Annotated in this window: 26 protein-coding genes; 23 read left to right on the forward strand and 3 right to left on the reverse strand. The window is 50.4% G+C overall.

Features of this window, described 5'->3' with window-relative positions; all coding sequences use genetic code 11:
* The first annotated feature begins 52 nt into the window (after positions 1 to 52).
* The 18 genes from PGH32_RS03860 to PGH32_RS03945 all read left to right on the forward strand — a co-directional run bounded on the left by PGH32_RS03860 (position 53) and on the right by PGH32_RS03945 (position 15,365).
* On the forward strand, positions 53 to 388 hold the full coding sequence (locus PGH32_RS03860; protein ID WP_337893231.1) for a capsid cement protein: 336 nt from the start codon (positions 53 to 55) through the stop codon (positions 386 to 388).
* Positions 381 to 656, forward strand: a complete 276-nt coding sequence (locus PGH32_RS03865) for a hypothetical protein (RefSeq protein ID WP_337893232.1) — start codon at positions 381 to 383, stop codon at positions 654 to 656. The genes PGH32_RS03860 and PGH32_RS03865 overlap by 8 nt, the downstream gene beginning before the upstream one ends.
* An 11-nt stretch (positions 657 to 667) precedes the next feature.
* Positions 668 to 1,216 (forward strand): phage tail protein, encoded by a 549-nt coding sequence (locus tag PGH32_RS03870; protein WP_337893233.1) that lies wholly within the window; start codon positions 668 to 670, stop codon positions 1,214 to 1,216.
* A complete protein-coding gene (gene gpU, locus PGH32_RS03875) occupies positions 1,213 to 1,629 on the forward strand; it encodes a phage tail terminator protein (protein WP_337893234.1) in 417 nt (138 codons plus the stop codon). The genes PGH32_RS03870 and gpU overlap by 4 nt, the downstream gene beginning before the upstream one ends.
* A 65-nt stretch (positions 1,630 to 1,694) precedes the next feature.
* Positions 1,695 to 2,405, forward strand: coding sequence for an immunoglobulin domain-containing protein (locus tag PGH32_RS03880; RefSeq protein WP_337893235.1), 711 nt, complete (start codon positions 1,695 to 1,697; stop codon positions 2,403 to 2,405).
* A 28-nt stretch (positions 2,406 to 2,433) separates the two neighbouring features.
* The gene (locus tag PGH32_RS03885) at positions 2,434 to 2,805 is read left to right on the forward strand and encodes a phage tail assembly chaperone (RefSeq protein WP_337893236.1); all 372 of its coding nucleotides are present in this window, start codon (positions 2,434 to 2,436) and stop codon (positions 2,803 to 2,805) included.
* Positions 2,806 to 2,828: 23 nt separating this feature from the next.
* A complete protein-coding gene (locus tag PGH32_RS03890) occupies positions 2,829 to 3,110 on the forward strand; it encodes a phage tail assembly protein T (protein ID WP_337893237.1) in 282 nt (93 codons plus the stop codon).
* A 351-nt stretch (positions 3,111 to 3,461) separates the two neighbouring features.
* Positions 3,462 to 3,647, forward strand: coding sequence for a YebO family protein (locus PGH32_RS03895; RefSeq protein ID WP_337893238.1), 186 nt, complete (start codon positions 3,462 to 3,464; stop codon positions 3,645 to 3,647).
* 41 nt (positions 3,648 to 3,688) lie between these two features.
* Entirely contained in the window at positions 3,689 to 7,039 is a 3,351-nt protein-coding gene (locus tag PGH32_RS03900; RefSeq protein WP_337893239.1) for a phage tail tape measure protein, read from the forward strand.
* A gap of 23 nt (positions 7,040 to 7,062) precedes the next feature.
* Positions 7,063 to 7,527, forward strand: a complete 465-nt coding sequence (locus PGH32_RS03905) for a hypothetical protein (protein ID WP_337893240.1) — start codon at positions 7,063 to 7,065, stop codon at positions 7,525 to 7,527.
* Positions 7,524 to 8,003, forward strand: coding sequence for a DUF1833 family protein (locus PGH32_RS03910; RefSeq protein ID WP_337893241.1), 480 nt, complete (start codon positions 7,524 to 7,526; stop codon positions 8,001 to 8,003). The genes PGH32_RS03905 and PGH32_RS03910 overlap by 4 nt, the downstream gene beginning before the upstream one ends.
* 11 nt (positions 8,004 to 8,014) lie before the next feature.
* The gene (locus tag PGH32_RS03915; protein ID WP_337893242.1) at positions 8,015 to 8,395 is read left to right on the forward strand and encodes a nitrite transporter; all 381 of its coding nucleotides are present in this window, start codon (positions 8,015 to 8,017) and stop codon (positions 8,393 to 8,395) included.
* Positions 8,392 to 11,478, forward strand: a complete 3,087-nt coding sequence (locus PGH32_RS03920) for a host specificity factor TipJ family phage tail protein (protein WP_337893243.1) — start codon at positions 8,392 to 8,394, stop codon at positions 11,476 to 11,478. Before PGH32_RS03915 ends, PGH32_RS03920 begins: the two co-directional genes overlap by 4 nt.
* Before the next feature lie 54 nt (positions 11,479 to 11,532).
* Positions 11,533 to 13,554 (forward strand): sialate O-acetylesterase, encoded by a 2,022-nt coding sequence (locus PGH32_RS03925; RefSeq protein ID WP_337893244.1) that lies wholly within the window; start codon positions 11,533 to 11,535, stop codon positions 13,552 to 13,554.
* Positions 13,555 to 13,565: 11 nt separating this feature from the next.
* Positions 13,566 to 14,357, forward strand: a complete 792-nt coding sequence (locus PGH32_RS03930) for a hypothetical protein (protein ID WP_337893245.1) — start codon at positions 13,566 to 13,568, stop codon at positions 14,355 to 14,357.
* A gap of 150 nt (positions 14,358 to 14,507) precedes the next feature.
* Positions 14,508 to 14,747, forward strand: a complete 240-nt coding sequence (locus PGH32_RS03935; RefSeq protein WP_337893246.1) for a DNA polymerase V — start codon at positions 14,508 to 14,510, stop codon at positions 14,745 to 14,747.
* Positions 14,747 to 15,076 (forward strand): hypothetical protein, encoded by a 330-nt coding sequence (locus PGH32_RS03940; RefSeq protein ID WP_337893247.1) that lies wholly within the window; start codon positions 14,747 to 14,749, stop codon positions 15,074 to 15,076. The genes PGH32_RS03935 and PGH32_RS03940 overlap by 1 nt, the downstream gene beginning before the upstream one ends.
* A gap of 85 nt (positions 15,077 to 15,161) precedes the next feature.
* Positions 15,162 to 15,365 carry a hypothetical protein gene (locus PGH32_RS03945; RefSeq protein WP_337893248.1) on the forward strand — a complete coding sequence of 68 codons (204 nt, stop codon included), beginning with the start codon at positions 15,162 to 15,164 and terminating at the stop codon, positions 15,363 to 15,365.
* Between the two features lie 498 nt (positions 15,366 to 15,863).
* Here the strand turns inward: PGH32_RS03945 and PGH32_RS03950 are convergent, their stop codons facing one another.
* The gene (locus tag PGH32_RS03950; protein WP_337893249.1) at positions 15,864 to 18,323 is read right to left on the reverse strand and encodes a hypothetical protein; all 2,460 of its coding nucleotides are present in this window, start codon (positions 18,321 to 18,323) and stop codon (positions 15,864 to 15,866) included.
* A 755-nt stretch (positions 18,324 to 19,078) separates the two neighbouring features.
* Here PGH32_RS03950 and PGH32_RS03955 point away from each other — a divergent pair.
* Positions 19,079 to 19,792, forward strand: coding sequence for a YoaK family protein (locus PGH32_RS03955; RefSeq protein WP_337893250.1), 714 nt, complete (start codon positions 19,079 to 19,081; stop codon positions 19,790 to 19,792).
* A gap of 118 nt (positions 19,793 to 19,910) precedes the next feature.
* On the opposite strand, the gene PGH32_RS03960 is transcribed toward PGH32_RS03955, so the two are convergent.
* Both PGH32_RS03960 and PGH32_RS03965 read right to left on the reverse strand, forming a co-directional pair.
* Positions 19,911 to 20,495 carry an RraA family protein gene (locus PGH32_RS03960; protein ID WP_314419706.1) on the reverse strand — a complete coding sequence of 195 codons (585 nt, stop codon included), beginning with the start codon at positions 20,493 to 20,495 and terminating at the stop codon, positions 19,911 to 19,913.
* Between the two features lie 21 nt (positions 20,496 to 20,516).
* Complete coding sequence (locus tag PGH32_RS03965; protein WP_314419704.1) at positions 20,517 to 20,648, reverse strand: hypothetical protein; 132 nt, start codon at positions 20,646 to 20,648, stop codon at positions 20,517 to 20,519.
* A 154-nt stretch (positions 20,649 to 20,802) separates the two neighbouring features.
* On the opposite strand from PGH32_RS03965, the gene PGH32_RS03970 reads away from it, so the two are divergent.
* From PGH32_RS03970 to PGH32_RS03985, 4 genes are read left to right on the forward strand one after another with little or no spacing between them, the layout of a single operon-like run.
* The gene (locus PGH32_RS03970; RefSeq protein WP_314419699.1) at positions 20,803 to 21,234 is read left to right on the forward strand and encodes a MarR family winged helix-turn-helix transcriptional regulator; all 432 of its coding nucleotides are present in this window, start codon (positions 20,803 to 20,805) and stop codon (positions 21,232 to 21,234) included.
* A gap of 60 nt (positions 21,235 to 21,294) precedes the next feature.
* Complete coding sequence (locus PGH32_RS03975) at positions 21,295 to 22,932, forward strand: MFS transporter (protein WP_314420027.1); 1,638 nt, start codon at positions 21,295 to 21,297, stop codon at positions 22,930 to 22,932.
* The gene (locus tag PGH32_RS03980) at positions 22,932 to 24,023 is read left to right on the forward strand and encodes an HlyD family secretion protein (RefSeq protein ID WP_337893251.1); all 1,092 of its coding nucleotides are present in this window, start codon (positions 22,932 to 22,934) and stop codon (positions 24,021 to 24,023) included. The genes PGH32_RS03975 and PGH32_RS03980 overlap by 1 nt, the downstream gene beginning before the upstream one ends.
* Complete coding sequence (locus tag PGH32_RS03985) at positions 24,023 to 25,399, forward strand: efflux transporter outer membrane subunit (RefSeq protein ID WP_337893252.1); 1,377 nt, start codon at positions 24,023 to 24,025, stop codon at positions 25,397 to 25,399. Before PGH32_RS03980 ends, PGH32_RS03985 begins: the two co-directional genes overlap by 1 nt.
* The last annotated feature ends 2 nt before the right edge of the window (positions 25,400 to 25,401 follow it).

The raw sequence follows: 25,401 nt of genomic DNA on the forward strand, positions 1-25,401 counted from the left end.
GGGCTTTTTTTATATCTGAAATCAGCCCCGGCAGGGGCTGGCAGGAGACGTTATGGCTAAGAACTTTGTGCAGGAAGGGAAAACCATCCCTCTGGTGAATACCGGGACGACTGAAATCGCCAGTGGCGAGGTCGTTGTTGTGGGTGAGTCGGTCGCTGTGGCAATCGCGGATATTGCACCCGGATTCACCGGCGATGGTTTTGCTGAAGGTGTTTTCCTTCTGCCTAAATTAACCGCTGACAGCATTGCTGCAGGCGTGAAGGTGTATTTCAACGCCGGACTGATTCAGCTTCCCGATGAAGATGCCAGCAATGCGGTATATGCCGGTGTTGCCTGGGGTGCTGCAGGTGCAGGTGAAACTGTTGTTGAAGTGAAGATCAATGCCTAACCCCTTTGACCGCATGGCAGAGCGCATGGATGCGGTCACTGTCAGGAAAATGGGGAAAACGGTCACCATCAATGGCGAGGATTATATCGGTATTGAGAGCCATCTCCTTGCCGAGATGGGACCGGTTAACGGTGACGGCATAACGCTGGTGATTTTCACTCCCGGCTACGTACCGCACAGAAATGATGTGGTCGTGTTTGAAGGGGGGGCATACACCGTAACGCAGCACCGTCTCTTCAACAGAAAACCACAAATCTGGATCGAGTAACGGAGGTGGTCATGGTTGGCGAATTATCCATTCAGGGGCTTGAAGAGCTGAAAGGCCAGCTTAACAGTCTCAGTCGAACCGCGGTCCCACGCGCATCAGCTCAGGCGATCAACCGCGTTGCCAGTCGCGCAGTGAGTCGAAGCACTGCACGGGTATCGCGTAACACCAAAGTCCCGCGTCGGCTGGTTCGAGGGCGTGTCCGGCTGGTAAAAGCCAGCTTGAACAATCCGAAAGCAACATTAAGGGTGAGACGTAACAACCTGCCTGCCATCGCGCTGGGCAAGGCCAGCGTGCGTAAGCCTCGTGGTAAATCCGCTGTGCTGAAAATCGGGCCTTTCACTTTCCCTGGGGGATTCATACAGCAACTGGCTAACGGACGCGTACATGTGCTGCGCAGGACGGAGAAAAGCCGTTACCCGATCGAGGTAGTGAAAATCCCAATGGCTGTACCGCTGACAGAAGCATACACGGATGAAGTGAATAAACTCATGGAAACCGATATGCCTAAAGAGCTTTCAGCGGCACTGAACAATCAGATGAGGGTTCTGTATTTCCGATGAAAAAGCATATTGAAATTCGTCAGGCTGCTCTGGCGGCAATTAAGGCTTCACTGGCAGAAAACGGTGGCGCAGACGTGGTTATCTTTGACGGTCGTCCGGGATTTATTGACGCCAAAGATTTACCGGCTGTCGCTGTGTATATCACTGATGCCGAGGTGGCGGAGGATATCGGGTCATTCTGTGAAAATGCATGGGCAGCAGTTCTGCATGTTGAGGTGTTCCTAAAAGCAGTTAGCCCCGATACCGATCTGGATATCCGCACCGATCAGCTGTACCGCGCCGTGTCAGAGTCGGAAGCGCTTTCAGCGCTGCTTATCACCTTTACCCCGCAGGGATACGACTACCAGCGTGATGAAGAAATGATGACGTGGGGATCGTCCGATTTCCGCACTGCCATTACCTACACGCCTTAACCCTCTGTATCAGTAATTAATCTCATAACCCGCTTCTGGCGGGTTTTCTTATTCTGGAGGCTGAGATGTCAGCAGTATTTGAACGTGCACAAAAAACGGTGGTGATGATCACCTCTGCACCGGTAACAGTGGAGGGGTTGGCAGCGGCTACCTGGCTTAATCTGAGCTGCACACTGAAGCAGGCAAGTTTCACCGCCGGTCAGAAAAATGATATTGACGTTACCGTGCTCTGCTCGGACGAAACGGAAAATATCAATGGCCTTCCTGCTCCCGCAGAAATGTCGCTTTCCGGGAACTTCTCACGAAACCCTGGGCAGGATGCCCTGCGTGATGCCTATGACAACGACGGTGTTTACGGGTTTAAGGTGGTATTCCCGTCGGGTAATGGCTTCCTGATGCGTGCCGAAGTACGACAGCATACCTGGGATTCTCAGGCCAACAGCGTTATCGCGGCAACGTTCTCCCTTCGCCTGAAAGGTAAGCCGACCAAAATCGATGCCACTGGCATCCTGGCGTTCGTTACTGACCTTTCTGCTGCTCTGACTGTTGCAGCTGGAAGTGCGCTGAGCATGAGTGTTATCGCTGCTGGTGGCACTGCACCTTACAGCTATGTCTGGAAAAAGGGTGCGGCAACCGTCAGCGGTCAGACGACTGCCACGTTCAGCAAGGCCAGCGCCGTATCGGGTGATGCCGGGACTTACTCCTGTATTGTCACCGACTCAGCAGTACCACCAAACGTGATCACGTCTGCTGATTGCATCGTCACCATTAACTAATGGAGCGCCGGGAAACCGGCGGTTTTGAATGGCTAAAACTAATATCAAAGCACTGGCGCTGGCTCCAATGGCTGGCTTCAGAACAAAAGAAGTCTCCGTTCCTGAATGGAGCGATGCGAAGGTTGTTGTTCGTGAACCGTCGGCAGAAGCCTGGATTCGCTGGCAAGATGCTTCAAAGACTGAAAATACCGAAACCGAAACTGTTGCTGAAAAGGTCCGTCGTAATCTGCGTAGCGACACAGCGTTATTTATCAGTGTCCTGCTTGATCCTGACATGCAGCAGGTGTTTACGTACGAAGAGTCCGAACAGGTTGAAGCGAACTATGGCCCTGTCCACTCTCGCTTGCTTAAGCAGGCTCTGGCCCTCATCACTGAAGCTGACGACGCCAAAGCAAAGTAAAAATGCCTGGCATGCAGCTCCTGATGTCACTGGCATTGCGAATGGGCCGCACGCTGGGCGAATTGCGGCAAAGCATGACCGCGAACGAATTAATGATGTGGGCCGAGTATGATCGGCTTAGCCCGATTGGTGATGTGCGTGGTGACATTCTTGCCGCACAGATAGTATCGGCAGCATATGGCGCTCAGGGGGCCAAGGTATCAATCGAGGATTCACTGATCCAGTGGAGTGATGACAGCGGTAGTGCTGAAAATGAGGCCGATCCGTTCGCCGCACTGGAGGCTGCACTGCTTAATGCAGTATGAGGATGTCTAACTACCAAGGCCCTGCCATTAAAGCGGGGCTTTTTGTACCAACAATCTAACGCGCATCTCCCGCGCATTTCAATCCCGAGACCCTTCACAAAAGCGACCTCTGAGAACGCCATCGCAGCATGGTGCGCTCGGGCATGGTCGTTCTGGTGAGACAGAGGTCGCTTTTTTGAAAGGTAAACACCATGCAACCAGCAGTAGTTAATGGCTTAGATTTTCGTGAACTGATTTTTGTGGCTGACAGCGCCCCGGTTACGGGCTTGAAAGGCGTGCCACTCTCTACGGCGAAGTGACAAACACCCTGGCAGGGTTTAGGATGACCTCTACTTGATATTAGGAGGCGTAATGGACCCGATTTTTATCGTTTTTGGTGTTTTGGGTTGGTTTATCAATATTTTGATTGTTTTTTATTTAATTCGATTTGCAGTGAAAGCGGATGAGCAGGTCGAAGCTCTAAAGCAAATTAATAAAAAACAAGATGCGCAAATTGATTTGTTGATAAAAATAGCCCACCAAAACGGAAATAATTAATTGATAAACCTCGTTATGCGAGGTTTTTTATTTGGTGGCTTATGAGCGATCTCCGTGAATTAATAATCAAAATTTCTGCTAACTCTCAATCCTTTCAGTCGGAACTACAGAGAGCATCACGCATGGGGCAGGATTATAACCGCATCATGCAAAACGGTAGTAGGCAAGCATCAATATCAGCCAGAGAATCCCAAAGGGCTATATCTTCAGTTGCTGATCAGTTAAATGAAACGCGATCGATGGCTCTCATGGCGTCTGGAGCACTTGCCGGTGCATTTGCTACGTCTAACCTCATTAGACTTGCGGATTCATACAACTCACTCTCTGCTCGTATTAAGCTGGCTACAACAGATGCCACGGACTTTTCATCTGCGCAAAAAGGACTAATGGCAATAAGCCAACAAACAGGATCAGCCTTTGCTGATAACGCCTCGCTCTTTAGTCGTGCATCCTCTTCGTTAAGAGAATGGGGCTATGGCACGCAAGATATTCTAAAACTAACTGATGCGTTAGCGAATGGCTTACAGGTGTCCGGTGCTTCTGCAGAAGAAACCTCATCGCTTATTGTGCAACTCTCCCAAGCGTTAGGTCGTGGTGTATTGCGCGGGCAGGACTTCAATTCGGTAGCTCAGTCTGGCCAGCGAATTATGAAAGCCCTTGCCGAAGGTATGGGGGTAGCCCAAAAAGACCTTAAAGCAATGGCTGACACAGGTCAGTTGACGACTGACAGGATTGTCCCGGCCCTGATTAGCCAATTAGATAAACTGAAATCGGAATTCAATGAGATGCCCAATAGCGTAAGCGCTGCATCAACCCGGATTCAGAATGCTTTTATGGAATGGGTAGGTGGGGCCAATCAGGCTAGCGGTGCAACTGCTACTATTTCAGGTGTCATGGATACTGCTGCAGAGCATGTTGATACGATTGCTATCGCAGCAGGTGCGCTGGTAGCAGTGGGTGTGGCGCGTTATTTTGGTAACTGGACAAATAGCATTAAGACTAATACTGGTGAGTTACTTAAAAACTACCAGCTTCAAGTTAATGCAGCATCAGCGCAGCTGAATGCAGCTCAGATGACGCAAAGAAAAGCTTCTGCTAATGCTGAATCAGCTGTATCTGCTTATAACTTGGCAAGGGCAGAGGCTAATGTTGCTAAAGGGACGAGCGCTTCTGCGTTTGCCTCTCAAAATCTAATTCAAAAAAGAAGAGAAATGATTGCCGCCAATGCCGCCTTAGTTATTTCTAACAGGGCTGTTGCTGCATCTCAAACAGTATTAAATCAAACGACATCAACTTGGGCCCTGCTAGGTAAAGGTGTTTCTGGAATGCTTTCCATCGTCGGTGGGGTTCCCGGCGCTGTCATGTTAGGAGTGGGCGCTTGGTATGCAGTTTATCAAAGCCAAGAGCGAGCTCGCGAGTCTGCTATTCAGTATGCAAACACCATCGATCAGGTTAAAGATAACCTGAAGTCAATGTCTCAAGTGCAAATAACTGAAAACTGGGGGCAAGCCAACCTCTCTTTAGATGCGCAAAATTATAATATTGAGAAACAGAAACTCGCTGTGGCTGAGCTTTCAAATCAGCTTTACAACGCTAAACTCGCGGCAAAGGGCGCTGCTGAAGGGACATGGCTTTATAACGATGCAAGCGAAAAATCAGCTACTTTTGCAGCAAGGCTAGCTGTTGAGGAAGGTCGTCTCGATCAGATGCTTAAGAAACGACAGCAGACCCAGGATTTAATCACGGACATCACAACTGCGGCAATAAATAAAACTATTGAAATGACCGGAGCAATTAGCTCACTAGCTGATGTGTATGATCGTCTGAATAAAGTAACACATCAAACAACCTTGCTTAGCCCCCCATCCTTTCCAGGAATGGCGTTGCCAGAACTTGATGATAAGCAACAGGCCGCTGTAACAAGAATGGAGCGGAATAGAATACGTAGTGGCCTTAAGGGTATTGACCTGACAAGGCAGGAGGCTCAGTGGGACATTGAAGATCAAAAGCTCCCACCTGGATGGGCTCAGCGTTATATGAGCGATGCAGAGAAAGCCTTTAGGCAAACCGAGGAAAATAAACCGAAAGCTAAAGGGCCTAAAGGGGAGGTCGAGAAAACCGAGGATGTTTATAAGCGACTAATTAAGCAACAGCAGGAGCAAATTGCATTAGCCAGCCAGAATACCGAGTTGGCAAAGGTTAAGTACCAGGTTACTCAGGGTGAACTGGCCTCTCTGGAAAAAGCTAAAAAAGAGACGCTTCTTCAAAATGCCGCGCTTATCGATCAGAAAAATATTGCGGAACAATATCAGTCTTTCCGTGATGGTCTTGCCAACACAAATGAGGTAGCGCGAAACCGCGGGAATATTGATTTCCTTGGCGCGGGGATGGGTGATAAAGCCCGTGACCGCATGAAGGAGATGGAAGATATACGGGCTGACTTTACCCAACAGCAAAATGAGCTTCAACGCGATTTCAGTCGTGGTCAGATTTCCGGGGACCTCTACAAGAAACAAACTGAGGCACTGAAGGAGGCTCTGGAAGAGCGACTTGAAATACAGAAGGAGTATTACAAAAAAACCGATGAGCAGATGTCCAACTGGCGGGGTGGCGTCACCGATGCGCTGCTGAATTACGCCGACCAGGCTTCCGATCTTAGTTCGGTTGCTGCAAGTGCTACCAGCGAAATTCTCAACAATACAACCAGCTCTATTGCCAGCAATATGACCAGCGTTCTGACCGGTGCGCAGACCTTCAAAGAGGGGATGTCCGGCATCTTCACCTCTCTCGGTGAAACAGTGATCCAGACGATGATCCAGATGGCTACACAAGCTCTGGTTACTAAAGCCATTATGGCGTCATTTGGTGGTGGCGGTGGGTTGTTTGGTGGTCTGCTCGGTGGCCTTGGAAGTTCTGCAAGTGGCGCTGGCGCGATGGGTATGAGTACCAGCTTCACGGCATATGCGAATGCTAAAGGCGGCGTGTATGACTCACCGTCGCTGTCGTCATTCAGCAACGGGGTATACAGCACGCCGCAGTATTTTGCGTTTGGCAAAGGTGCGGGAGTATTTGGTGAGGCGGGACCGGAAGCAATTATGCCGCTGACTCGCGGTGCGGATGGCTCCCTTGGCGTTCGTGCGATTGGCCGGCAGTCGGCTGCGGTTGATGCTGCAGCGAAGCAGATTGAATCTCAGCCAAGAATGGCGGTGTCGATTGATGCACGCAGTACGTTCACAGGTAAGCCTGATGACGCGACACTTCTGGCGATCGACAAGCGTAATGAAGTAATGGCTAAACGCATTGTCGACAGTCTGACAGCAGAGGTCATCAAACCTCAGAAAGGTTTCGGCAGGGCCATTTACAGCAATCTTCAGTCCAAAAAACCTAATTAAACGCCTGCCCGGAGGGACAGTTAATGGCAGATATTCTCTACCCGGACAACATCCTGCCGATGCCACTCATGGACGGATATGGCTTTAAACCGGTGTCTCCGCTTTTACGTACCGAAATGACATCTGGCCGTACCCGTCAGCGGCGTCTTTACACCTCGACGCCAACGCAGGTTACCGCCAAATGGATTTTCAAAACCGACGCCCTGGCTCAGGTTTTCGAAGCGTTTTTCCGGGATGCACTCAAGGACGGAATGTCGTGGTTTTACATCAAGCTTCAGACACCGATCGGGGTTAAAGCTTACAAAGCCAGATTCACCGATATCTATGAAGGTCCGACGCTGATAGCGCCTAAATACTGGCAGTACAGCGCCACACTTGAGTTATGGGAACGTCCGTTGCCGCCTGTCGGGTGGGGTAATTACCCGGAGCTGCTTGCAGGCTCTTCAATCATCGATATCGCGATAAATCAGGAGTGGCCAAAGGCATGACCATACTGGAAAGACTCTATGCCAGCAGCGGCTCTGAAGTCATTCATGACACAGTGCAGATTTCCGCCGGTGAGTCGAGCTACTGGCTTACCCGTGGCTGGGATGATGTCAGTGTCACGCTTGAGAACGGCGAAAAAGCCACGTTTGAAGGTTGTGCTGTGGATATTGCCTTACCTGCGCGTAATGCAGACGGCACGCAGGACCTGAAGTTTGCCATCAGCAATATCGACGGTGTTGTGTCATCCGCGATAGACAGCATTCTGGATGAACTGAAGTCAGCGAAACTGACTTTCCGTCGGTACATCTCAACGGACCTGTCAGCGCCCGCAGCTGCACCCTACACCCTTGAAATAAAATCCGGCACCTGGACGGCGACATCTGTTCAGCTCACCGCCGGTTATATGAACGTGCTCAAAACAGCATGGCCACGCTTCCGGTATAACCTCGCCGAACATCCGGGCCTGCGTTACATGTAATGAGGTTTCTCATGTTTGATCCTGATAAATACCGTTCAGTCACCTGGCTAAAGGGCGGCAGAACTTACCCTGAACTTGACTGCTTCGGCATCATCAACGAGATACGCGACGATCTCGGGCTAGCGCGCTGGCCGGAGTTCTCCGGGGTGACAAAGGACTGTGGTGGCTTAAATCGTGAAGCGGTGAAGCTGATGAAATCGCTGATCCGCTGCGAACCCCGCGAAGGAGCTGGCGCGGCATGCTACACCGGTTCGGCGGTCACGCATGTTGGGATAGTCGTCAGCGTCGATGGCCAGCTTTATGTCGCCGAATGTAATCCGGGCATGAATGTCACTTTCCTTCCTGTTGCGCGGTTCGTTCGTCGATTCAGCCGCGTGGAGTTCTGGCAATGACAATACGTGTTTATCCGTCCCGCCTGCCGGGAGAGCCGCTTGAGACACATCAACATGCGGCCTGCACGCTGCATGACTGGATGGTTAGCAATGTTCCTGGCTACAGCAATGACCGGGTACATCCGGTCAGCGTCGATGTGGATGGTGTTACGGTGCCGCCGGGGGAGTGGCCACTGTGTTACCTGCGCGTTGATTCTGATGTCAGGATTTACCCGACGCCTTACGGCACGGGGCTGGAAATAGCAGCATGGGTGGCCATCGGCGTTTCGGTTGCGTCTGCTGCATATTCAATCATCATGATGACCCAGATGGGTAAAATGGGAACATCACCGGGGAATGGCGATCAGCTGGACCTTGCCCCTGCGAAAGCCAACACCGCAAAGCTTGGCGATCCTGTTCGTGAGGTGCTGGGGCGCTGCCGCGTGTTTCCTGATTACCTGTTACAGCCGATAAGCCGCTTCGATAAAGATGACCCACAGATTTACCGCACCGAAATGTTTCTGAGTGTCGGCGTCGGTAATTATGTCATCAATCCGGGTGACATTAAGATCGGCAACACGCCAGTTAATTCCTTCGGTGAAGACACGTCTCTGACCATCTACGCGCCGGGTGCAGATGTCAGCGGGGACAGAAGGGCAGATAACTGGTTTAACTCAACGGAGGTGGGTGGAACAACCTCCGGCACTGCTGGCCTCGATCTGGCGTCCACAGGGCCGGATAACGTTAGCATCAGCGCGGATGCCGTGATTGTCTCCGGTAACAGTATTTCACTGATTGGACAGACGTCGGATGATGAAGACGAAGATGATGACACCTCAGTGCCGGAATCATGGACAACCGGCACGCTGATAACCGTTATCGTGCCTGATTCTTTCACTGCTACTACTGCTGGTGGCCGCAACGTTATCTACGGGGATTTCACGGAATTAAATCCGCAGGTGGGAATGGCCGTCAGCCTGCAATGGGGGACGTATGACTATGATCTTTTCATCTCGTCATATGACCCTGGCACGCCAGCCGTTCCCGGCGTCGGAGGTTCTGCCGCCTCGTTAACGGCCAGCGCAGCGCCAGCAACATACGACTTCAGCACCTCGGCATTGTCATTCACCCTGAACTGGTCAGGCGCAAGCTATGTTGTTGCCCTCAGTGCAAACTATCTGACGATGTCTGGCCTGACTGATGCCATTGACGACCAGCTTACTGGCTCAGGTCTGGTAGCGCGGGACGCAGGTGGCGTTCTGCAGATCGCTGAGAAATCCAGTCCGTACAGTGGTAGTTCGATTGGCACAACCGTGCTGCCGATCTCCCTGTTTGGTGATGATCCGGTGAATGTTGCTGGTGTTGCATCCAGTGGCGGCAATCCTGAGATTCTGCCGTCCATTACGCTGGCGTGGAACAGCGCCACTGGTACGGCGTTCTCAGGCATACCGGACGGCACGCAGCGTATCGCTTTTGGCGCTAAAGGCGATCAGTTCCGCATTACTGATGTTGACGGCCTGACGCTAAGCGTTGAGCGGATGATTGAAGATATCACCGGTAATCTGGTAGCAGATGCCATCTGGCCTGGATTCACTTCCAGAACGTTGCTTGATGCCAGCGTGACGGGTGTGAATGACGCATACGACTGGATGGGGCCGTTCCTGTGCTGTCCTGAGGGGGAAACTACCACGCAGATTGAGCTCAATTTTGTCTATCCGCAGGGGCTGGTGGATATCGGGAGCAAAGACGGAAAAATTCACTGGCATGACGTTGAGATAACCATCCAGTACCGCCTTTCAGGCTCAACGGAGTGGGACTCAGTCAAAATCAAACACGGTAACGACACGGTCAATATGATTGGTTACACCGAGGCAATCACCTTCCCGATTTCCGGAAATTACGAAGTCCGTGTTAAGCGCGACACACCTGTGTGGGGTGGCACTACGCGTGATTCCGTGCAGTGGCAGGCGATGAGGGCAAAGCTGCCGACGCGCCCATCACGGTACAACAATCTCACTACGATGGCGCTGACGGTGCGAACCGGTAATCGCCTGGCATCGCAGTCTGATCGGCGGGTTAATGCTGTGGTGACACGTCTTTATGACGGCCATTCATCGCGCAGCATTTCGGGGGCGTTTTATCACGTTGCGCGAAGCCTCGGTTATAACGATAACCAGATTGATATGGCCACCATTAACCAGCTTGAGGCAACGTACTGGACACCTCGCGGTGAGCGTTTTGACTATGAGGCTGCAAGCGACAGCACGTCAGCAAAAGATGTGTTCGACAAAATAGTCGAGGCAGGGATGGGGTATTTTCTGCTGTCAGATGGGCTTCTGTCGGCAGGCAGGGAGGGTATCAAAAACTGGACGGGGATGATCACGCCTCAGGAGACGGTAGGAGAGATGCAGACAGCATTTCGTGCGCCGTCAGACGATGATTATGACGGCGTGGACGTCAAATACATCAACCCGGTGACCTGGGCTGAAGAAACTGTCCAGTGTCGTACAGTAGATAATCCGGTACCCCGTAAAACGGAGGATTATTCGCTGGATATGGTGATGAGTGAGGATCGTGCGTATCGCATCGGCATGCGCCGTTTGATGAAACACCTGCACCAGCGCCGGACTTACACCGCAACAACAGAGCTGGATGCGTGGTGTTATCAGTTCGGTGACCGGATTATCCTGGCTGACGACATCACGGATAAAACCACCAGTTGCCTGATTGACGCCATGCAGCATGACCAGCAGAAAATCACCCTGCAGGTCACTGAACCGCTGAACTGGTCCCATGCCAGCCCGAGATGCTGGATCAGATTTCAGGACGGAAGGGCGTCACGCCTGCTGACACCAACGAAGGTGGATGAATACACGCTCAGCGTTCCATACAGCGATGATCTGGACCCTGACAGCTGGCTGATGGATGACCCGGACATCGAATTACCCCGCCTGATGTTCTGTGCTGGTGAACAGGCAGCAAGGCACGGAATTGCTACCGAAATAGCGCCAGACAGTGACGGCACATGCCAGCTTACCGCGCCGGAGTATAAAGATATTTTCTATCAGTACGACGACGCCACGTATCCCGGCGATACCGTTTAACCACATCAATTAACCTGCAACCCGCTCCGGCGGGTTTTTTTATGGAGCCCGTAAATGGCGACACCAATGAATAATACCGGGAATGCTCTGGGGTCAGTTGCCCCTGCCGACCTTCAGGACAATGCGCAGGTACTGGATGAACTGGTAAACGGAGGCGCTGACAAAGTTACAGGGAGAACAGGTAAAGAGCTCAAATCATGGGCTGGCATGGAAAAAGAGAATGCCGGAATTATCGAAAGTACCCGACAGAATCTTATTCCCCTCGGTCGTCAGTATATGTCACTGGCGGCTGCACAGGCTGATATTTCCAATATCGCGCTCAATTCAACTACGTACGTGCGTAGCACCGACACTGCTGCACTTGCTATTGAGTACAGGAACGTTGATGGCAATCTGGTCGCTACTGGCCGGAAGATGCCTTCACAGCAGGCAGTTGATAAAGCGGCTAGCTCAGCACAGCAGGCCGGGCTGTCAGTGGAGAAAAAAATATTTGATGATGATGGCGTAGAGATAGTTCACGCGCTGGCTGATGCAGACGGAAAAGCCCCACTGACAACTAACAAACTTGGTGCTGTCGGCATGGCCAGAGCAGAGATTGCATCACAAGGTGGCAACGATATTCCATGGGCAATAACCGATTCGAACCGCATTCCTTATATCGCGGGCACACCGATGGGTGGTGTGTGTGTAGGCAATACAGAGATCGTTGAAATACCCGGGCCGCCTGGCATTGTTTTTTGTGATGCTAATTACATCCCTATGGCCTGTACACCTGGCTTTGAAAGCGATCAGGACATTCCCGTATTAGGGGGTGGTAGCGTAGAACCTATCGTAGCAGAGAAGTTTCGTGCATATGACACTATGGGTGTTAGAAGCGAAGGGCAATCCCTGTCACTAGGTATAGGAGCACCCGCGAATGCCCCGCAGCCCATCAGTATCACACAACCTTACGGTAATAAAGGGTTCAGCAACAACAACAACAGCGATACAACCGATACAGATGTGTATGTACCTCTTCATGAAAGCAGTTACCAGCCTTCAGAGGGAACCTGGCCGGCGGCAGAGACTCCCGTTACGGGGGCAACTAGTAAGCTGGTGTCCGAGATACAAGTGGAAACAGGTCTGGCGTGGGATCAGCAGGACAGCATATATATTGGATCTTCCCCCGGTACGGGAGGAAAGAGAATAATAGATCTGATTAAAGGAACCTCCGCTTATAATCGCATGATAGCCCATGTAACTAATAGCGTTCGCCTGTCTGCGCTAGAAGGAAAAAGCCATGCGGAACTCGCGGTTCTATGGCTGCAAGGGGAATCCGATTACAGCAGCGGAACAACCCGTGAAAAGTATTTAGAGCTATACCTGCAATTCATTACAGACAACCTGTCAGACAAGAAGGCAATCACGGGCCAAAAATTTGACCCGATATTTATTAGTTACCAGTTGAGCACACATCGTTCTTATAATCGCGCCACACCGGTTATCGCGCTCGCGCTCCGAGATGCCGCGCTAAGCGGGATAACTGAAATTGCTTTCCCTGCTTATATCGGATCATATTGGGGTTCTTCAGATTGGGTTCACGGTACATCCGAAGATTACTATATGTTTTCACAGTATTTCGGCAGGATGATTTACAAAAAGCGGAAAGATATGATAGATGGAGTGACTGGAAAAATTCACCGTCTGGACGTTGTTGATGAGGTCAGGCAAGGAATGTTGAATACGCTATATTTTAATGTACCAGTACCTCCGCTGGTGTTCGACACATCATGGGTAACGCCCGCTGAAAACATGGGATTTCATGTTCGAAATAAAACTTCACTGTCTGTTGTGGACGTAATTTCGTCCGTAAATATTGTGGGCAGGGACAGGGTGAGGGTGGCTACCACCCGGCCACTGACTGACGACGAAGTTATTACATACGGTTGGGGAAAAGCAGGCGACCCACAAACCAACGGCAGAGTATCGGGTCCTCGCGGTAATTTGAGGGATAGCGAAGGCGACCTTGCAGGTGAAAGCTATACAGACGGCGCTGGTGTGTTGCGCAAACTCCATAACTGGTGTGTAATTTTTTAAGGAAAATACCGATGACTACGATTATTAGAAATAAAGACGTTGTTATTTCAAACCCTCAGCTAAAACCTATTTACACCCCGTTTAATGCTGAATCCGGGCTGTTGGCTGCGTGGCGATTTGGCGATGGAATGACTGATCTAAGCAACAATAATAATACCCTGACCCCAGTTGGTTCTCCCGGAACTGGTGAGTATTATATCAGTGGCGACAAAAATAACGGATTTTTAACTTCAGTACCTGATGGACTACAGCGCACCCTGATTGCGGTATGGCGAAACCACTCTACTACTGATGCATATGCGTATCCTGTGGGAAACCTTGCTCAGTCAGCGTCTACCCAGGGGATTGGTGTGGGACTGAGAAGTAACAGCAGTTCCTCTGCTAACCTTATTCGTGTTAGTGGTAGCGCTGGAGGAAGCTTAAGTTCAGGGGGGCTTCTTGCTAATGCTGATAGTCCAGCCGACGCCTATGCAAACCGCAATAATTTCCGCTGGGCAGCATTTACTGTAAATGGGCCGGCAAACACGGCAAATCTCTATTTACCGAAATTAAGTGCTGCACTCATCCCGGCAACTATCGCATCTGGTGCTAATCTGGCAACGCGTGATATCACTGAAGGTGGGGTAAGTAGCCTCTACAGGTTGATCGCCTTCCGAAACCCTGCAATACCAGCATCTGTTGCAGGAAGCGATATTGATGTTGCAGAGGTGCTTATCTTTGACAGAGAACTGGACCTTGCCGCACTGCAAAGAACATATGCGCGCTCACAACAATATCTTTCAGGGTATGGCCAGAGCATTTAGTAAGTCTGTCACGTGGATTACCGGGTCAGCTATAACTATATTTTCAGTCTCCTCAGCATCTTAAATGCCCTCCTCAATGATCTTCTTGATCCCTCCCCAGAATTGATAATACTGTATGTATATACAGTTATCGTTTTACGGGAGGGCATCATGCCCCGCTACTACGAAATCCCCATCGCATTCGAAAACAGCATCGTACATGAGCCCGGCGGCCGCCGAATCGTCCGCACAGCCGACTTTGTGCGTGAGCTGGCAGCGCTCAATCACCACTGGTCGCTGAAAGAGGCCAACCGCTGGATCGAGAATTACCAGCACGGCTTTAAAGATATCTCAACAGAGGAAGGTGAGCGTCGTACGTTCTTTTTCTTTAACTCGAACAACGGGAGGTAATGACCATGGGCTTTCCATCACCAGCCAATGATTACATCGAGAAACGGCTTGACCTTAATGAACTATTGATTTCGCGCCCATCGTCAACGCTGATCATTAATGACGTAGGTCGTGTGGTGATCGTTGATCGGTCGTTAAAGGCGGGTCAGGGCGATACGGTAGCTTTTGAGTTATTTGGAGAAGGGCAGATAGGAAAATTATCGGGTAGGGCGCTGATAACCGAGGATGGAGAAGCGATCGAGGGAGAGGCGCTCGACGAGGTAACGATTATAGGGCGAGTGACTTACATCGCGCTTGAGATAACGCCGGAACATCGACCAACTATCTGATTACAACCTAATGCTGCTCAGCTTGAAAATTCTACAAACAGGAATAATCTTATATTAAGTATAAAAATGCAGGTGAGAGAAAGAAGTGCAAGACAATGATTCAGATAGAAAAGCTCTCATAGGGTGTGCAATAGGCACAGCCGTGATAAGCCTGATGGCCAACGGGCATACACTAAGCAAAGAAAACATCATTTATGAGCTTGAGCGCATAAAAGCTGGTTCATCTGACTTCCAGGTCAAGAGTATCAGTAAAGCAGCCGCCGACATTTTAAGGAAGGGAGATCAATGATGATTAGCTCACAAGTGGCTTCAGCTTGAAAGCGCCAAAAATCATAGAGTATTTGGCCGGGTTTTTCCCCCATAAAGTTAGAGTTACTAAAAACAGCAAAACCCTCACTCCAATTCTTTCGTTCTCAACGGGGCTATTATAACTAAAGCTGTCTAAATGAAATGCATAACGGCTAGTTTAAATTTACCAACGCCCAGTCTTGGATTATAATGACCAGATCGAGGCGTTTTCAGGTCTGCCAGAGCGGAAACGAGAACGGGCGATGTTCATTCGGTTGTTCAATTTAAAGAATTAAAGAATTAAAGAATTAAAGAATTAAAGAATTAAAGAATTAAAGAATTAAAGAATTAAAGAATTAAAGAATTAAAGAATTAAAGAATTAAAGAATTAAAGAATTAAAGAATGGAAAGGGCGATTGGCAGGGCATGTGTAATTTTAATTGATAAATTAAAAGTGTAACCTTATACGGTTACACTTTCATCGTTTTAGGATGGAAAGCTAGTGCTTATGATCGGATGAGATTAAATTATCATTTCCGAATACATGCATTGCGGCATAAGCGCCAACACTAGGGTAAGTATCTCTGACTGAATTATTTGCAAAAAATGTAGATTCGGAAATGCTGTTACCGTCATTTAAAGCATTAATAAAACTTCTTGTCCAGATGCCCGTTAGAGTAACATTGTAACTCCAAGCAGGTGCTACAACGCACTGATAACCTAAATCTAGAACCTTGCTCACTAGTCCATCTACCTTCGTTGCAAACATAGCCGATTTAGAACTGCCAGAATGACATATAAATAATATGGCAATTTTCCCTGTCCCGAAAACGTCGTTTTCATTTATGAAATATTTACCCTCAGCCGGAGAAATGCTTTTGAAGCCATATAGGCTATCTTTTCCACCGTGTGAAATAAAAATATTAATGTCTTTGTTGAGATCGATTCTAGGATTTAGTGAGGATATTTTCATTAAAGAAGTATCGTCAAAAAAACCTTGTATTTTATCATAGGCGATATTTATTGCGAAATCCCCCTCATCAGCAGGAGCCCAAAGCTTAATAAGTTTATGATCTGCTGTAAACGAATTTCCTTTAATATATAGCTCTACTGTAGAGGGTATATGCAAAGGAGCTAAATCGCCAAGTAATTTCCCAGAGGTTGTTTTTATAAGATTAGGAGGTAAGTAGGAAATGTTAATGTCACGAAATAAAATAATATTTTTTTCTTCGTATACATCAGTCAATATTGGCAGGTTGTCTATTATATCGCAAGACTCGCGGTACCAATATTCATCATTAGAATCAAGTATGGATGACAAATTAGGCTGGTCATTAAAAGCAAGTAACTCCGTCTGTGTCGACTCCCAGTTCCTTAGGTCTTTTATGTTAAAATTATCATTTTTGTGGAGGGAAAATTTCTTCTTCTTTAGACATACACTATAACTAAAGTCATCACAACATCCGGCCCATAGAAAAGTCGACTGCTCTGATTCTTCTATAAGATTTGAAATATGGTCCAAATAATCATTAAATATTGTTGGTGAAGGAAGATATACATCGGCCTTGAGAGGTATTAACTCCATTGATGTCTTTTCAGAGTTTATTTCAAACCCTAAAGGTCCAGAAGACAGTGCGTGCGCGATTAAAATACCCTCGAAGTCTAATGATTTCAGAGAGTTTTTTAGTAGGTTGTTTACAACCGGTTGCAGCATGGTAAGTTCATAATTTACATCTGTAAAATCTCTTGATTTTAGTATGTTTGAAATACTTTTCTGAACTTCCTCTTTATTATCCTGGACTACACTGGACATGGCTTTTCTATAATCCATAATTACAGTGCTTTTACAAAGTCTTTCATGTTTTTCTAATTTATCCAACGATCTTGATAAGTTTGGGTTTTCTTCGAACTTCGTTAAATTTTTTCTTTTCAAATTTAATAAAAAAACCAGCCATGGCAGTCCAGAAGCAACATCAAATTCTAAGGCATCATTATCTTCTAGGTACTCATTAACAGATTCAAATAAACCACCGCTATCCATTAGTAGTCTCATGTTAAATATTGCCATATCAAATTGATGTTTGTCATACGGGTCATTTATATTTAATTGATTATGTATTTGTATAATTCTATCTACAAAGGGATAAAGTCTGAAATTGCGTAATAGTATCGTTAATTCCAAGAGTAATTTTGAAAGAAACATTTCATTCTCTTGGTGGGTGTAATTATATCCATGTATCATCAAATGTGCAGATAATAGCGAGTCAATTACATTGAATTGTCGAGAATAAATAGCCATCCTTACATAAAATGAATAATGCAACTTCTTGTCTCTAAAGCCTAACAATAGTGATGTTTCTGCTAAATCTCTTACTATCTGACTTTTTTTGTTAAGATGTAATTTATGTAGAGAAGAGCAAAGCATTATATAAAATTCGTATAACCTATCAACTTTTGGTGATATTTGCCACATGTTTATTAATAGTATAATGACGATATTAACATCATCATTTTCTTGATCTGTATTTTTGAGATGCTCTTTTAGCATTGATAAAACAGTTGTGTATAGTCTTTTTTTTCCGAGAGTAGTTTTTCCTTTTTTATGATTTAAAAAGTTAAACTCGCCAAGATTAGTAAGAATATCACTTTCAAGGTAACTAGTTAGTTTATCTAAAGCCGGTTCTACATTCATTTGATGATGATTAAGTATCTTTACGCCATTTATATTATTAAGTTTTTCCATTAAGATAAATAATAAGGCTACTACTGTATTATCCCCAATAGCATGAAAAACTTGCGAGAGCTTGCTTATTGAACCCCTGATTTCATTATCACTCTGATAATTATAAATGTTATCGTAGGCAATCTCTAAAAGTCGCTGTAGTTCAGTTGCATCGTAATTATCTGAGTGTAATATGATTTTTTTTAATTCTACATCAATTAATTCGTAAATATTCATCTTTATAGATCCTTAAATAATTAAATTTTTTATTTGCATAATGGTTTTTCTAAAAATTAACAGGTACAAAAATCAATTGTAGTGATAATACATTAATGTTCGTCTTAAGCAACAACATGATATCCACTTCTGACATGTAGTAAACGAAAGAAACATTAAGCAGTGTACTGGCAGGAGTTTTGAAGTGGTTTATCATCTTGCGCCTAGTCAACCGCGATGCAATAGATTTGCTTGTGAGGCCCTGGCATAAAAAGTGCGCAAAGAGGCCACTTTACATCGCTAAGAAACCGCGACTCCTAACGCACCCTTTTTTATCTGTTTACTGACTGGGGGTGATGACTGACGGTCTGAAAAATACGGTAGTTATCCTGCAATTGTCTTGTCTAGACTAGGCGATGGCGGGAGTTTAAGTCGCCGCCTAACTTTCATAAAAACACACATAATCAGTTTTTAACTAATTGATTCATATGATGTAAATTGATAGTGCTTATTATGAAATATCAAATTATCTAAATGATTCATATGGTAAAAACGCGCAATTTAAAATCCCTCGGCTTATGGCTGTGTGGGTTCAAGTCCCACTCCGGGCACCATATTCGCACTGTCGATTAAAACGAATAAAATCAAAGCAATATGTAGTAATGTCGTGACCGCCCAAGGGCGGTTTTTTTGTTTTTGTCCCCCACCTCCACTTGTCCTCAGGCACAATTAGGCCGATGATGGCGGCTCCTCAGCCAGCGTATGAGCCATCGCAGATGTTAATCAGTACCGACGAAGCCAGAACTATTAATACCGACAGCCGTCTGGCGTGCACGCTGGCGGCCGTTGCGGGTGCGCTCAACACGGCGGCTTTTGAGATCGTGGGCTTTTTCTCGGCGAATATGACCGGGAACGTCTCGTCGCTGTCGGACAATCTGGCGAAAGCCAACCTGAAGTCGGGTGCTCTGTTCCTCGCGGTGGTGCTGCTGTTTATTGCCGGTTCGGCCTTTTCCACGGTGATTATCAACGCCGGGCGGAGGCGGGGAATACGCACTATTTTTGCGGCGAATATTCTGGTTGAAGCGCTGGCGCTGATCGCACTCGGTATCGTTGAAATGTGGTGTAATCCGTCTTATCCGGGGCTGCTGCTGATATTCACATTGAGCTTTTTGATGGGCCTGCAGAATGCGGTGGTCACGCGCATCTCCAATGCCCGGGTGAGAACTACCCATGTTTCCGGCACGGCGACGGACATTGGGATTGAGGTTGCAATGCTGATAGATGTTTTGAGGCGCAAGGAATCACCCAAGGACGCGCCGCTTTACCTCGAACGGCTGGGATTGCATTCTTCAACGCTTCTAGCGTTTTTTGTCGGCGGGATCGCCGGAATATGGCTTTCTAAACTGTTTAGCTATGTTTTCCTGATCGTTATCGGCGTGGGGCTGCTTTATTTGTCCCTGGCAACGATATTCAAAAAACGGCCTGCCTGAATCCACTCGCGCCAGCCTGAACGGGCAGGCCCGGCTGGAATTTACCCTCAGGTTCGCCCCGACCCTGCTGAAATCACCCATTCATCCGCACGGATCGCAATGCAGTAAAACGAACAACCTAACGCGGGAAGCGCTTTTCAAGCATTTCGGCGACTTCTGCGGCATACGGCAACGGAATAACACATACGCCGTTACGGTCGGCAAACACGATGTCACCGGGAGACACCACCACGCCGCCGCAGCTCACCGGGACGTTGATTTCACCGGTTCCCGCTTTACCTGAAGCGCCACAGGTCAGGCCCCTGGCAAAAATGGGCAGACCCATTTTCTCGCAGTCATCAATATCGCGAAACGCGCCGTCAATGATGACTCCGATCGCACCGTATTTAAGAGCAAGGCTGCTGCGCAAATCGCCCCAGTAAGCGCTTTCGGTATGGCCTTTCCCGGCAATCACCACGATATCACCCGGCTGCGCCAGCTCAATCGCGGTGGGAATAATCCCGCCTTCGCCCGGCGGCACCCGAACTGTAAGGGCCGGCCCGACGATTTTACCCGCCGATACCCAGGGTTTAATGCTGCTGGTCATGCAGTCGAAGATACCCGCCACGTCGCATAAATCCGGCGTGGCATAAACCGCCAGACGCGCCAGCAGCTGTGGGTCGGGTCGGTCGAAGGTCGTATTAACGCGTTTACCGTAGCTCATTGTCATTACCTGTCGTAGTCGTTATGGATTATCACCCAATTCGTACTCAATCACGCTGGCGGTGCCCATCAGGCTGCCGTCTGCATCGCAGGCGAGCAGGGTAAAACTGCTGCTGTCCGGATGGTTGCGCAGCCGCAGGGCAATAATCTTCATTCGGTTTTCTCCGGCGCGTGAATTCATTTCCAGCCTGTGGCGGAAAGCTCAGGGACTATCTAAACTTTTTCCGATCCTCTTCCCATTTTTATCTGAGCGCGTTTATAATTGCCAGGTAATTTAGTTAGAACTCTAATCATCAGGTCTCTATATATTGAACTCCCAGGAACTGAACTTCTCCCGTTTGCTGCATCTTACGGCGCACGCCTGGCGTCAGGCGATCGATCGGCGGATGAAAGATAACGGCCTGAGCATGAGCAGCTGGATGGCCGTCGCCACCATCGCCATTCAGGAAACGCCAATCAGTCAAAAAGAGCTGGCGCAGGCGCTGGGGCTGGAAGATGCCAGCGTGGTGCCGCTGATCGACCGGCTGGTCAAACAGCAGCTGGTGGAGCGGACGCAGCCCGAAGAAGATCGCCGCAAGCGGCTGCTGCACACCACTTCACAGGGCGAAAAGCTGTATCAGCGGCTGAAGGTGGAGGCGGACGCACTGCGTAATGAGCTGCTGGCAAACGTCGATAAAGACGAACTGGCGGTCACGCAGCGGGTACTGCAGCAGCTACTGATTGCCACCGAGGGGAAGTAAGTGCGCCGCGATAAGCCTAATCCCTATGCGCCGCGCGAATGGGCCCCCGGTGAAAAACCCATGCTGCCCGGTTCGCCTTCCACGCCGCTGCACCCCGGTCATAAACGTATTGCCTTTGGCATTGTTGGCCTGCTGATCTCTATCACCGGCGCGCTAAGCAATGCGCTGGTAACGGCCAACCTGACCAATCTGCAGGGCGTGTTCGGCGCCTACAGCAATGAAATCGCCTGGCTGCCGGCGGTTTATGTGATGGGCAACATCTCTATCAACCTGCTGCTGGTGAAGTTCCGCCAGCAGTTTGGCCTGCGGGTGTTTACCGAAGCGTTTCTGGTGCTGTACGTGCTGGTGGCGTTTTTCCATCTGCTGGTTAACGATCTCAGCTCGGCGATTATCGTGCGTGCGGCGCACGGCATGGTGGGAGCGGCGCTCAGTTCGTTGGGCATTTACTATCAGATCCAGGCCTGGCCCGCGAAGCATCGACTGAAGGCGCTGGCTATCGGGCTGGGGGCATCGCAGCTGGCGATCCCGCTGGCACGCCTGTTCTCTACCGAGCTGCTGCAGCTTGAGGAGTGGCGCGGGCTGTACCTGTTCGAGCTGGGGCTGGCGCTGATGGCGCTGGGCGCGGTGCTGATCCTCAAACTGCCCCCGGGGGAGCGTACCCGCGTCTTTGAGAAAAAAGATTTCCTCACCTTCCTGCTGATGGCGCCGGGTATGGCGCTGTTCTGCGGCGTGCTGTCGCTGGGCCGGATTGAATGGTGGACCAGTACGCCGTGGCTGGGTGTCTGTACGGCGCTCGGCCTTGTGCTGGTGACGGCGGCCGTGCTGGTGGAACACAACCGCAGCAATCCGCTGATCAATACGCGCTGGCTGGGCAGCGGGGCGATCATTCGTTTGGGGATCGTGATGATCCTGCTGCGTATCATGCTGGCCGAGCAGAACACCGGCGCGGTGGGGTATCTGCAAACGGTGGGGCTATTAAATGACCAGATGCAGGGACTGGCGCTGGCTATTCTGGCCGGGGTGGCTTCCGGCATTATTTTCAGTGCGCTGACCATCAATCCAAAGCACCTGAGCTGGCCGATCGTCGTCTCGCTGATTATTGTGATGGTTGCCTCGCTGATGGATGCGCAGTCCAGCCCGCTGACGCGCGCGCACAACATGTATTTCAGCCAGTTCCTGCTCGGCTTCAGCACCTCATTCTTTATTGCCCCGGCGATGCTGCTGGGAGTTGGAGGCGTGGTCACGCAGCCCAAAAATCTGGTGAGCTTTGTGGTGCTGTTCGGTATGAGCCAGAACATCGGCGGGCTGATGGGATCGGCGCTGCTGGGAACGTTTCAGACGTGGCGCGAGAAATACCACTCCAGCCTGCTCGGTGACCAGCTATCGCTGCTCGATCCTAACGTCACCGACCGCCTGGCGCAGTATTCCAGTCTGTTCAGCAGCCAGCTGACCGACCCCGTTCTCACCAGCGCGCAGGGCACCACGCAGCTACAGACGGTGGCGACACTGCAGGCAAACGTGCTGGCCTATAACGATGTGTATCTTCTGACGGCGGGGATCGCCGCCGTCACCTTACTCTGGGTGCTGTGGCGGCTTTCCCGCCTGCGCTATCTCAACTGGCAGCAGGCAAAACGGGAAGCGGAAGCCGAACAGCGGGCAATGCAACAAACGGCGACAACGATCGCGACGGGGAAATAATGAGCCAACAGGAACAGCAGCAGGCCGAGCGCCAGAGAAACAACAAGCTGCGAATTTTATCGATCGCTCTGGGATCGGGCATTGCTATCGTCGGCGTACTGGTGATCCTTTATGCCTGGCAGCTGCCGCCGTTTACCAGCCAGATGCAGTCTACGGAAAATGCCTACGTGCGCGGCCAGGTGACCTTTATCAGCCCGCAGGTCAGTGGCTACGTTACCTCGGTTAAGGTGCTGGATTTGCAGCCGGTTAAGCGCGGCGATCTGCTGATGACTATTGACGATCGTATTTATCGTCAGCGCGTCCATCAGTCGCAGGCGCAGCTGGACATGAAAAAAGCGGCCCTGGCGAATAACGTGCAGCAGCGGCGCAGCGCGGAGGCGGTAATCAAACGTAATGAGGCCGCCCTGCAAAATGCCAAAGCCCAGGCGGTGAAGGGCGGTCTGGATCTGAAACGCGTAGAAAATCTGGTGGCGGATGGTTCGCTGTCGCTGCGTGAGCGCGATGCCTCGCGCGCCAGCAACAGCCAGACGCTGGCGGATGTGCAGCAGGCGCAGGCCACGCTGGACGTTTCCCGGCAGGATCTCCAGACCACCATTGTAAACCGCGCCTCGCTGGAAGCCGACGTGACCAGCGCCCAGGCGGCGCTGGAGCTGGCGCAGATCGATCTGGACAATACCCGCATTACTGCCCCGGATGATGGCCAGCTGGGACAGATCTCCGTGCGCCAGGGTGCATACGTGACCGCCGGTACGCGGCTGACGTCGCTGGTACCGGCGCAAAAATGGGTTATCGCCAACATGAAAGAAACACAGATGGCGCGCATCCGTCCCGGTCTGCCGGTCAGCTTTACCGTCGATGCACTCGATAACACGCGTTATGACGGTGAGGTGGAGTTTATTTCTCCGGCGGCAGGTTCGGAATTCAGTGCGATTTCACCGGATAACGCCACCGGCAACTTCGTAAAAATCGCCCAGCGAATTCCGGTACGTATCCGTATCACCAGCGAAAACACGGAACGGCTGCGCCCCGGCATGTCGGTGGAAGTAAATATCGATACGGCCGGGGATGAAAACGGCAGGGAGAAGCGCTGATGTCGGCTCAAAAAATCCTGCTGGCGGTGGTGCTGGCGTCGGCGTTGTCCGCGTGTGCAACAAAGGTAGAGCAGGCCCCCGCATCGCTGCTTATCCCTGAGGGATGGCGCAGCCAGGTGGGGCCAGGGGCCGCCGTTGAAGCGAACTGGTGGCGGGCGTTTGGCGACCCGCAGCTGAACCAGCTGGTGGAGCAGTCGCTGCGCAATAATCCGGACATCCTGATCGCCCGCTCGCGCGTGGATCAGTATCGCGCCCAGCTGCGCGGTGCGCAGGGTGACAACTTCCCGACGCTGGACGCCGGTGTGGCCGCGACCCGCGCGCGGGCAATTTCGGCCGTCACCGGGCAACCGTATCAGTATTCGGTGTTCCAGGGCTTACTGCAGGCCAACTATAACGTTGACCTCTGGGGGGCCAGAAGCAGCAGCATCGATGCGGCGCAAGCGTCGCTGGCCGCGCAGCAGGCCGCCGCCAGCGCCGCAGAACTGACGATTGCCAGTTCGGTTGCCTCCGGCTATATGACCCTGGTTTCGCTGGATGAGCAGCTGCGCGTTACCGAGGCAACCCTGGCAACCCGAGAAAACTCGCTGAACCTGGCCCGACGTCAGTTCGAAACCGGCTATACCTCAAAGCTGGAATGGGTGCAGTCCGAGTCGGAATACCAGACGGCAAAAGCGCAGATCCCTCTGTTGCAGCACCAGATATCCCAGCAGGAAAATGCGCTGAGTATTCTGGTCGGCATGAATCCGCGCCGGATTGCCAGGCAGAACAACTTTGACCATCTGGTGCCGCAAACGCTGCCGGCGGTGATGCCGTCGCAGCTGCTGCAGCGGCGTCCGGATATTGTGCAGGCCGAACGTCAGCTGCTGGCCGCGGATGCCTCGCTACAGTCTTCCCGCGCCAGTTTACTGCCGTCGCTGAACCTGACCGCCAGCGGTACGCTACAAAGCTCCGTACTGCATGAACTGGCGGCAAACCCTTTCCGGCTGTGGAGTATCGGGGGCAGCGTGCTGGCACCGCTGCTTAACCGCGAAGCCTTAACGGCACAGGTCGATGTCTCAATGGCTTCACGCAACCAGGCGCTGTACAGCTATGAAAAAGTGGTGCGCAGCGCGTTTGGTGAGGTGAATGACGATCTTGATGCCATTGAACGCTATCAGCAGCAGCTGGTTGAGCTGGAAAAACAGCAGCAGGTGGTGAGCGAGGCGCTGCATATTGCCAGCAACCGCTATCGCAATGGCTATGCGTCCTATCTGGACGAGCTGGATGCCCAGCGCACGCTGTTCAGCACCCAGCTAAGCGTGGTGCAGGCGAAAAATAACCTGCTGCTGGCGCAAATCGATCTTTATCGCGCACTGGGCGGGGGCTGGCAGCAATAATC

This window comes from Erwinia sp. SLM-02 (assembly GCF_037450285.1).
Lineage (GTDB): Bacteria > Pseudomonadota > Gammaproteobacteria > Enterobacterales > Enterobacteriaceae > Erwinia.

Coding starts and splice junctions, on each gene's coding strand:
- PGH32_RS03860 (WP_337893231.1), top strand. CDS start 53: ATGGCTAAGAACTTTGTGCAGGAAGGGAAAACCATCCCTCTGGTGAAT.
- PGH32_RS03865 (WP_337893232.1), top strand. CDS start 381: ATGCCTAACCCCTTTGACCGCATGGCAGAGCGCATGGATGCGGTCACT.
- PGH32_RS03870 (WP_337893233.1), top strand. CDS start 668: ATGGTTGGCGAATTATCCATTCAGGGGCTTGAAGAGCTGAAAGGCCAG.
- gpU (WP_337893234.1), top strand. CDS start 1,213: ATGAAAAAGCATATTGAAATTCGTCAGGCTGCTCTGGCGGCAATTAAG.
- PGH32_RS03880 (WP_337893235.1), top strand. CDS start 1,695: ATGTCAGCAGTATTTGAACGTGCACAAAAAACGGTGGTGATGATCACC.
- PGH32_RS03885 (WP_337893236.1), top strand. CDS start 2,434: ATGGCTAAAACTAATATCAAAGCACTGGCGCTGGCTCCAATGGCTGGC.
- PGH32_RS03890 (WP_337893237.1), top strand. CDS start 2,829: ATGTCACTGGCATTGCGAATGGGCCGCACGCTGGGCGAATTGCGGCAA.
- PGH32_RS03895 (WP_337893238.1), top strand. CDS start 3,462: ATGGACCCGATTTTTATCGTTTTTGGTGTTTTGGGTTGGTTTATCAAT.
- PGH32_RS03900 (WP_337893239.1), top strand. CDS start 3,689: ATGAGCGATCTCCGTGAATTAATAATCAAAATTTCTGCTAACTCTCAA.
- PGH32_RS03905 (WP_337893240.1), top strand. CDS start 7,063: ATGGCAGATATTCTCTACCCGGACAACATCCTGCCGATGCCACTCATG.
- PGH32_RS03910 (WP_337893241.1), top strand. CDS start 7,524: ATGACCATACTGGAAAGACTCTATGCCAGCAGCGGCTCTGAAGTCATT.
- PGH32_RS03915 (WP_337893242.1), top strand. CDS start 8,015: ATGTTTGATCCTGATAAATACCGTTCAGTCACCTGGCTAAAGGGCGGC.
- PGH32_RS03920 (WP_337893243.1), top strand. CDS start 8,392: ATGACAATACGTGTTTATCCGTCCCGCCTGCCGGGAGAGCCGCTTGAG.
- PGH32_RS03925 (WP_337893244.1), top strand. CDS start 11,533: ATGGCGACACCAATGAATAATACCGGGAATGCTCTGGGGTCAGTTGCC.
- PGH32_RS03930 (WP_337893245.1), top strand. CDS start 13,566: ATGACTACGATTATTAGAAATAAAGACGTTGTTATTTCAAACCCTCAG.
- PGH32_RS03935 (WP_337893246.1), top strand. CDS start 14,508: ATGCCCCGCTACTACGAAATCCCCATCGCATTCGAAAACAGCATCGTA.
- PGH32_RS03940 (WP_337893247.1), top strand. CDS start 14,747: ATGACCATGGGCTTTCCATCACCAGCCAATGATTACATCGAGAAACGG.
- PGH32_RS03950 (WP_337893249.1), bottom strand. CDS start 18,323: ATGAATATTTACGAATTAATTGATGTAGAATTAAAAAAAATCATATTA.
- PGH32_RS03955 (WP_337893250.1), top strand. CDS start 19,079: ATGTTAATCAGTACCGACGAAGCCAGAACTATTAATACCGACAGCCGT.
- PGH32_RS03960 (WP_314419706.1), bottom strand. CDS start 20,495: ATGAGCTACGGTAAACGCGTTAATACGACCTTCGACCGACCCGACCCA.
- PGH32_RS03965 (WP_314419704.1), bottom strand. CDS start 20,648: ATGAAGATTATTGCCCTGCGGCTGCGCAACCATCCGGACAGCAGCAGT.
- PGH32_RS03975 (WP_314420027.1), top strand. CDS start 21,295: ATGCTGCCCGGTTCGCCTTCCACGCCGCTGCACCCCGGTCATAAACGT.
- PGH32_RS03980 (WP_337893251.1), top strand. CDS start 22,932: ATGAGCCAACAGGAACAGCAGCAGGCCGAGCGCCAGAGAAACAACAAG.
- PGH32_RS03985 (WP_337893252.1), top strand. CDS start 24,023: ATGTCGGCTCAAAAAATCCTGCTGGCGGTGGTGCTGGCGTCGGCGTTG.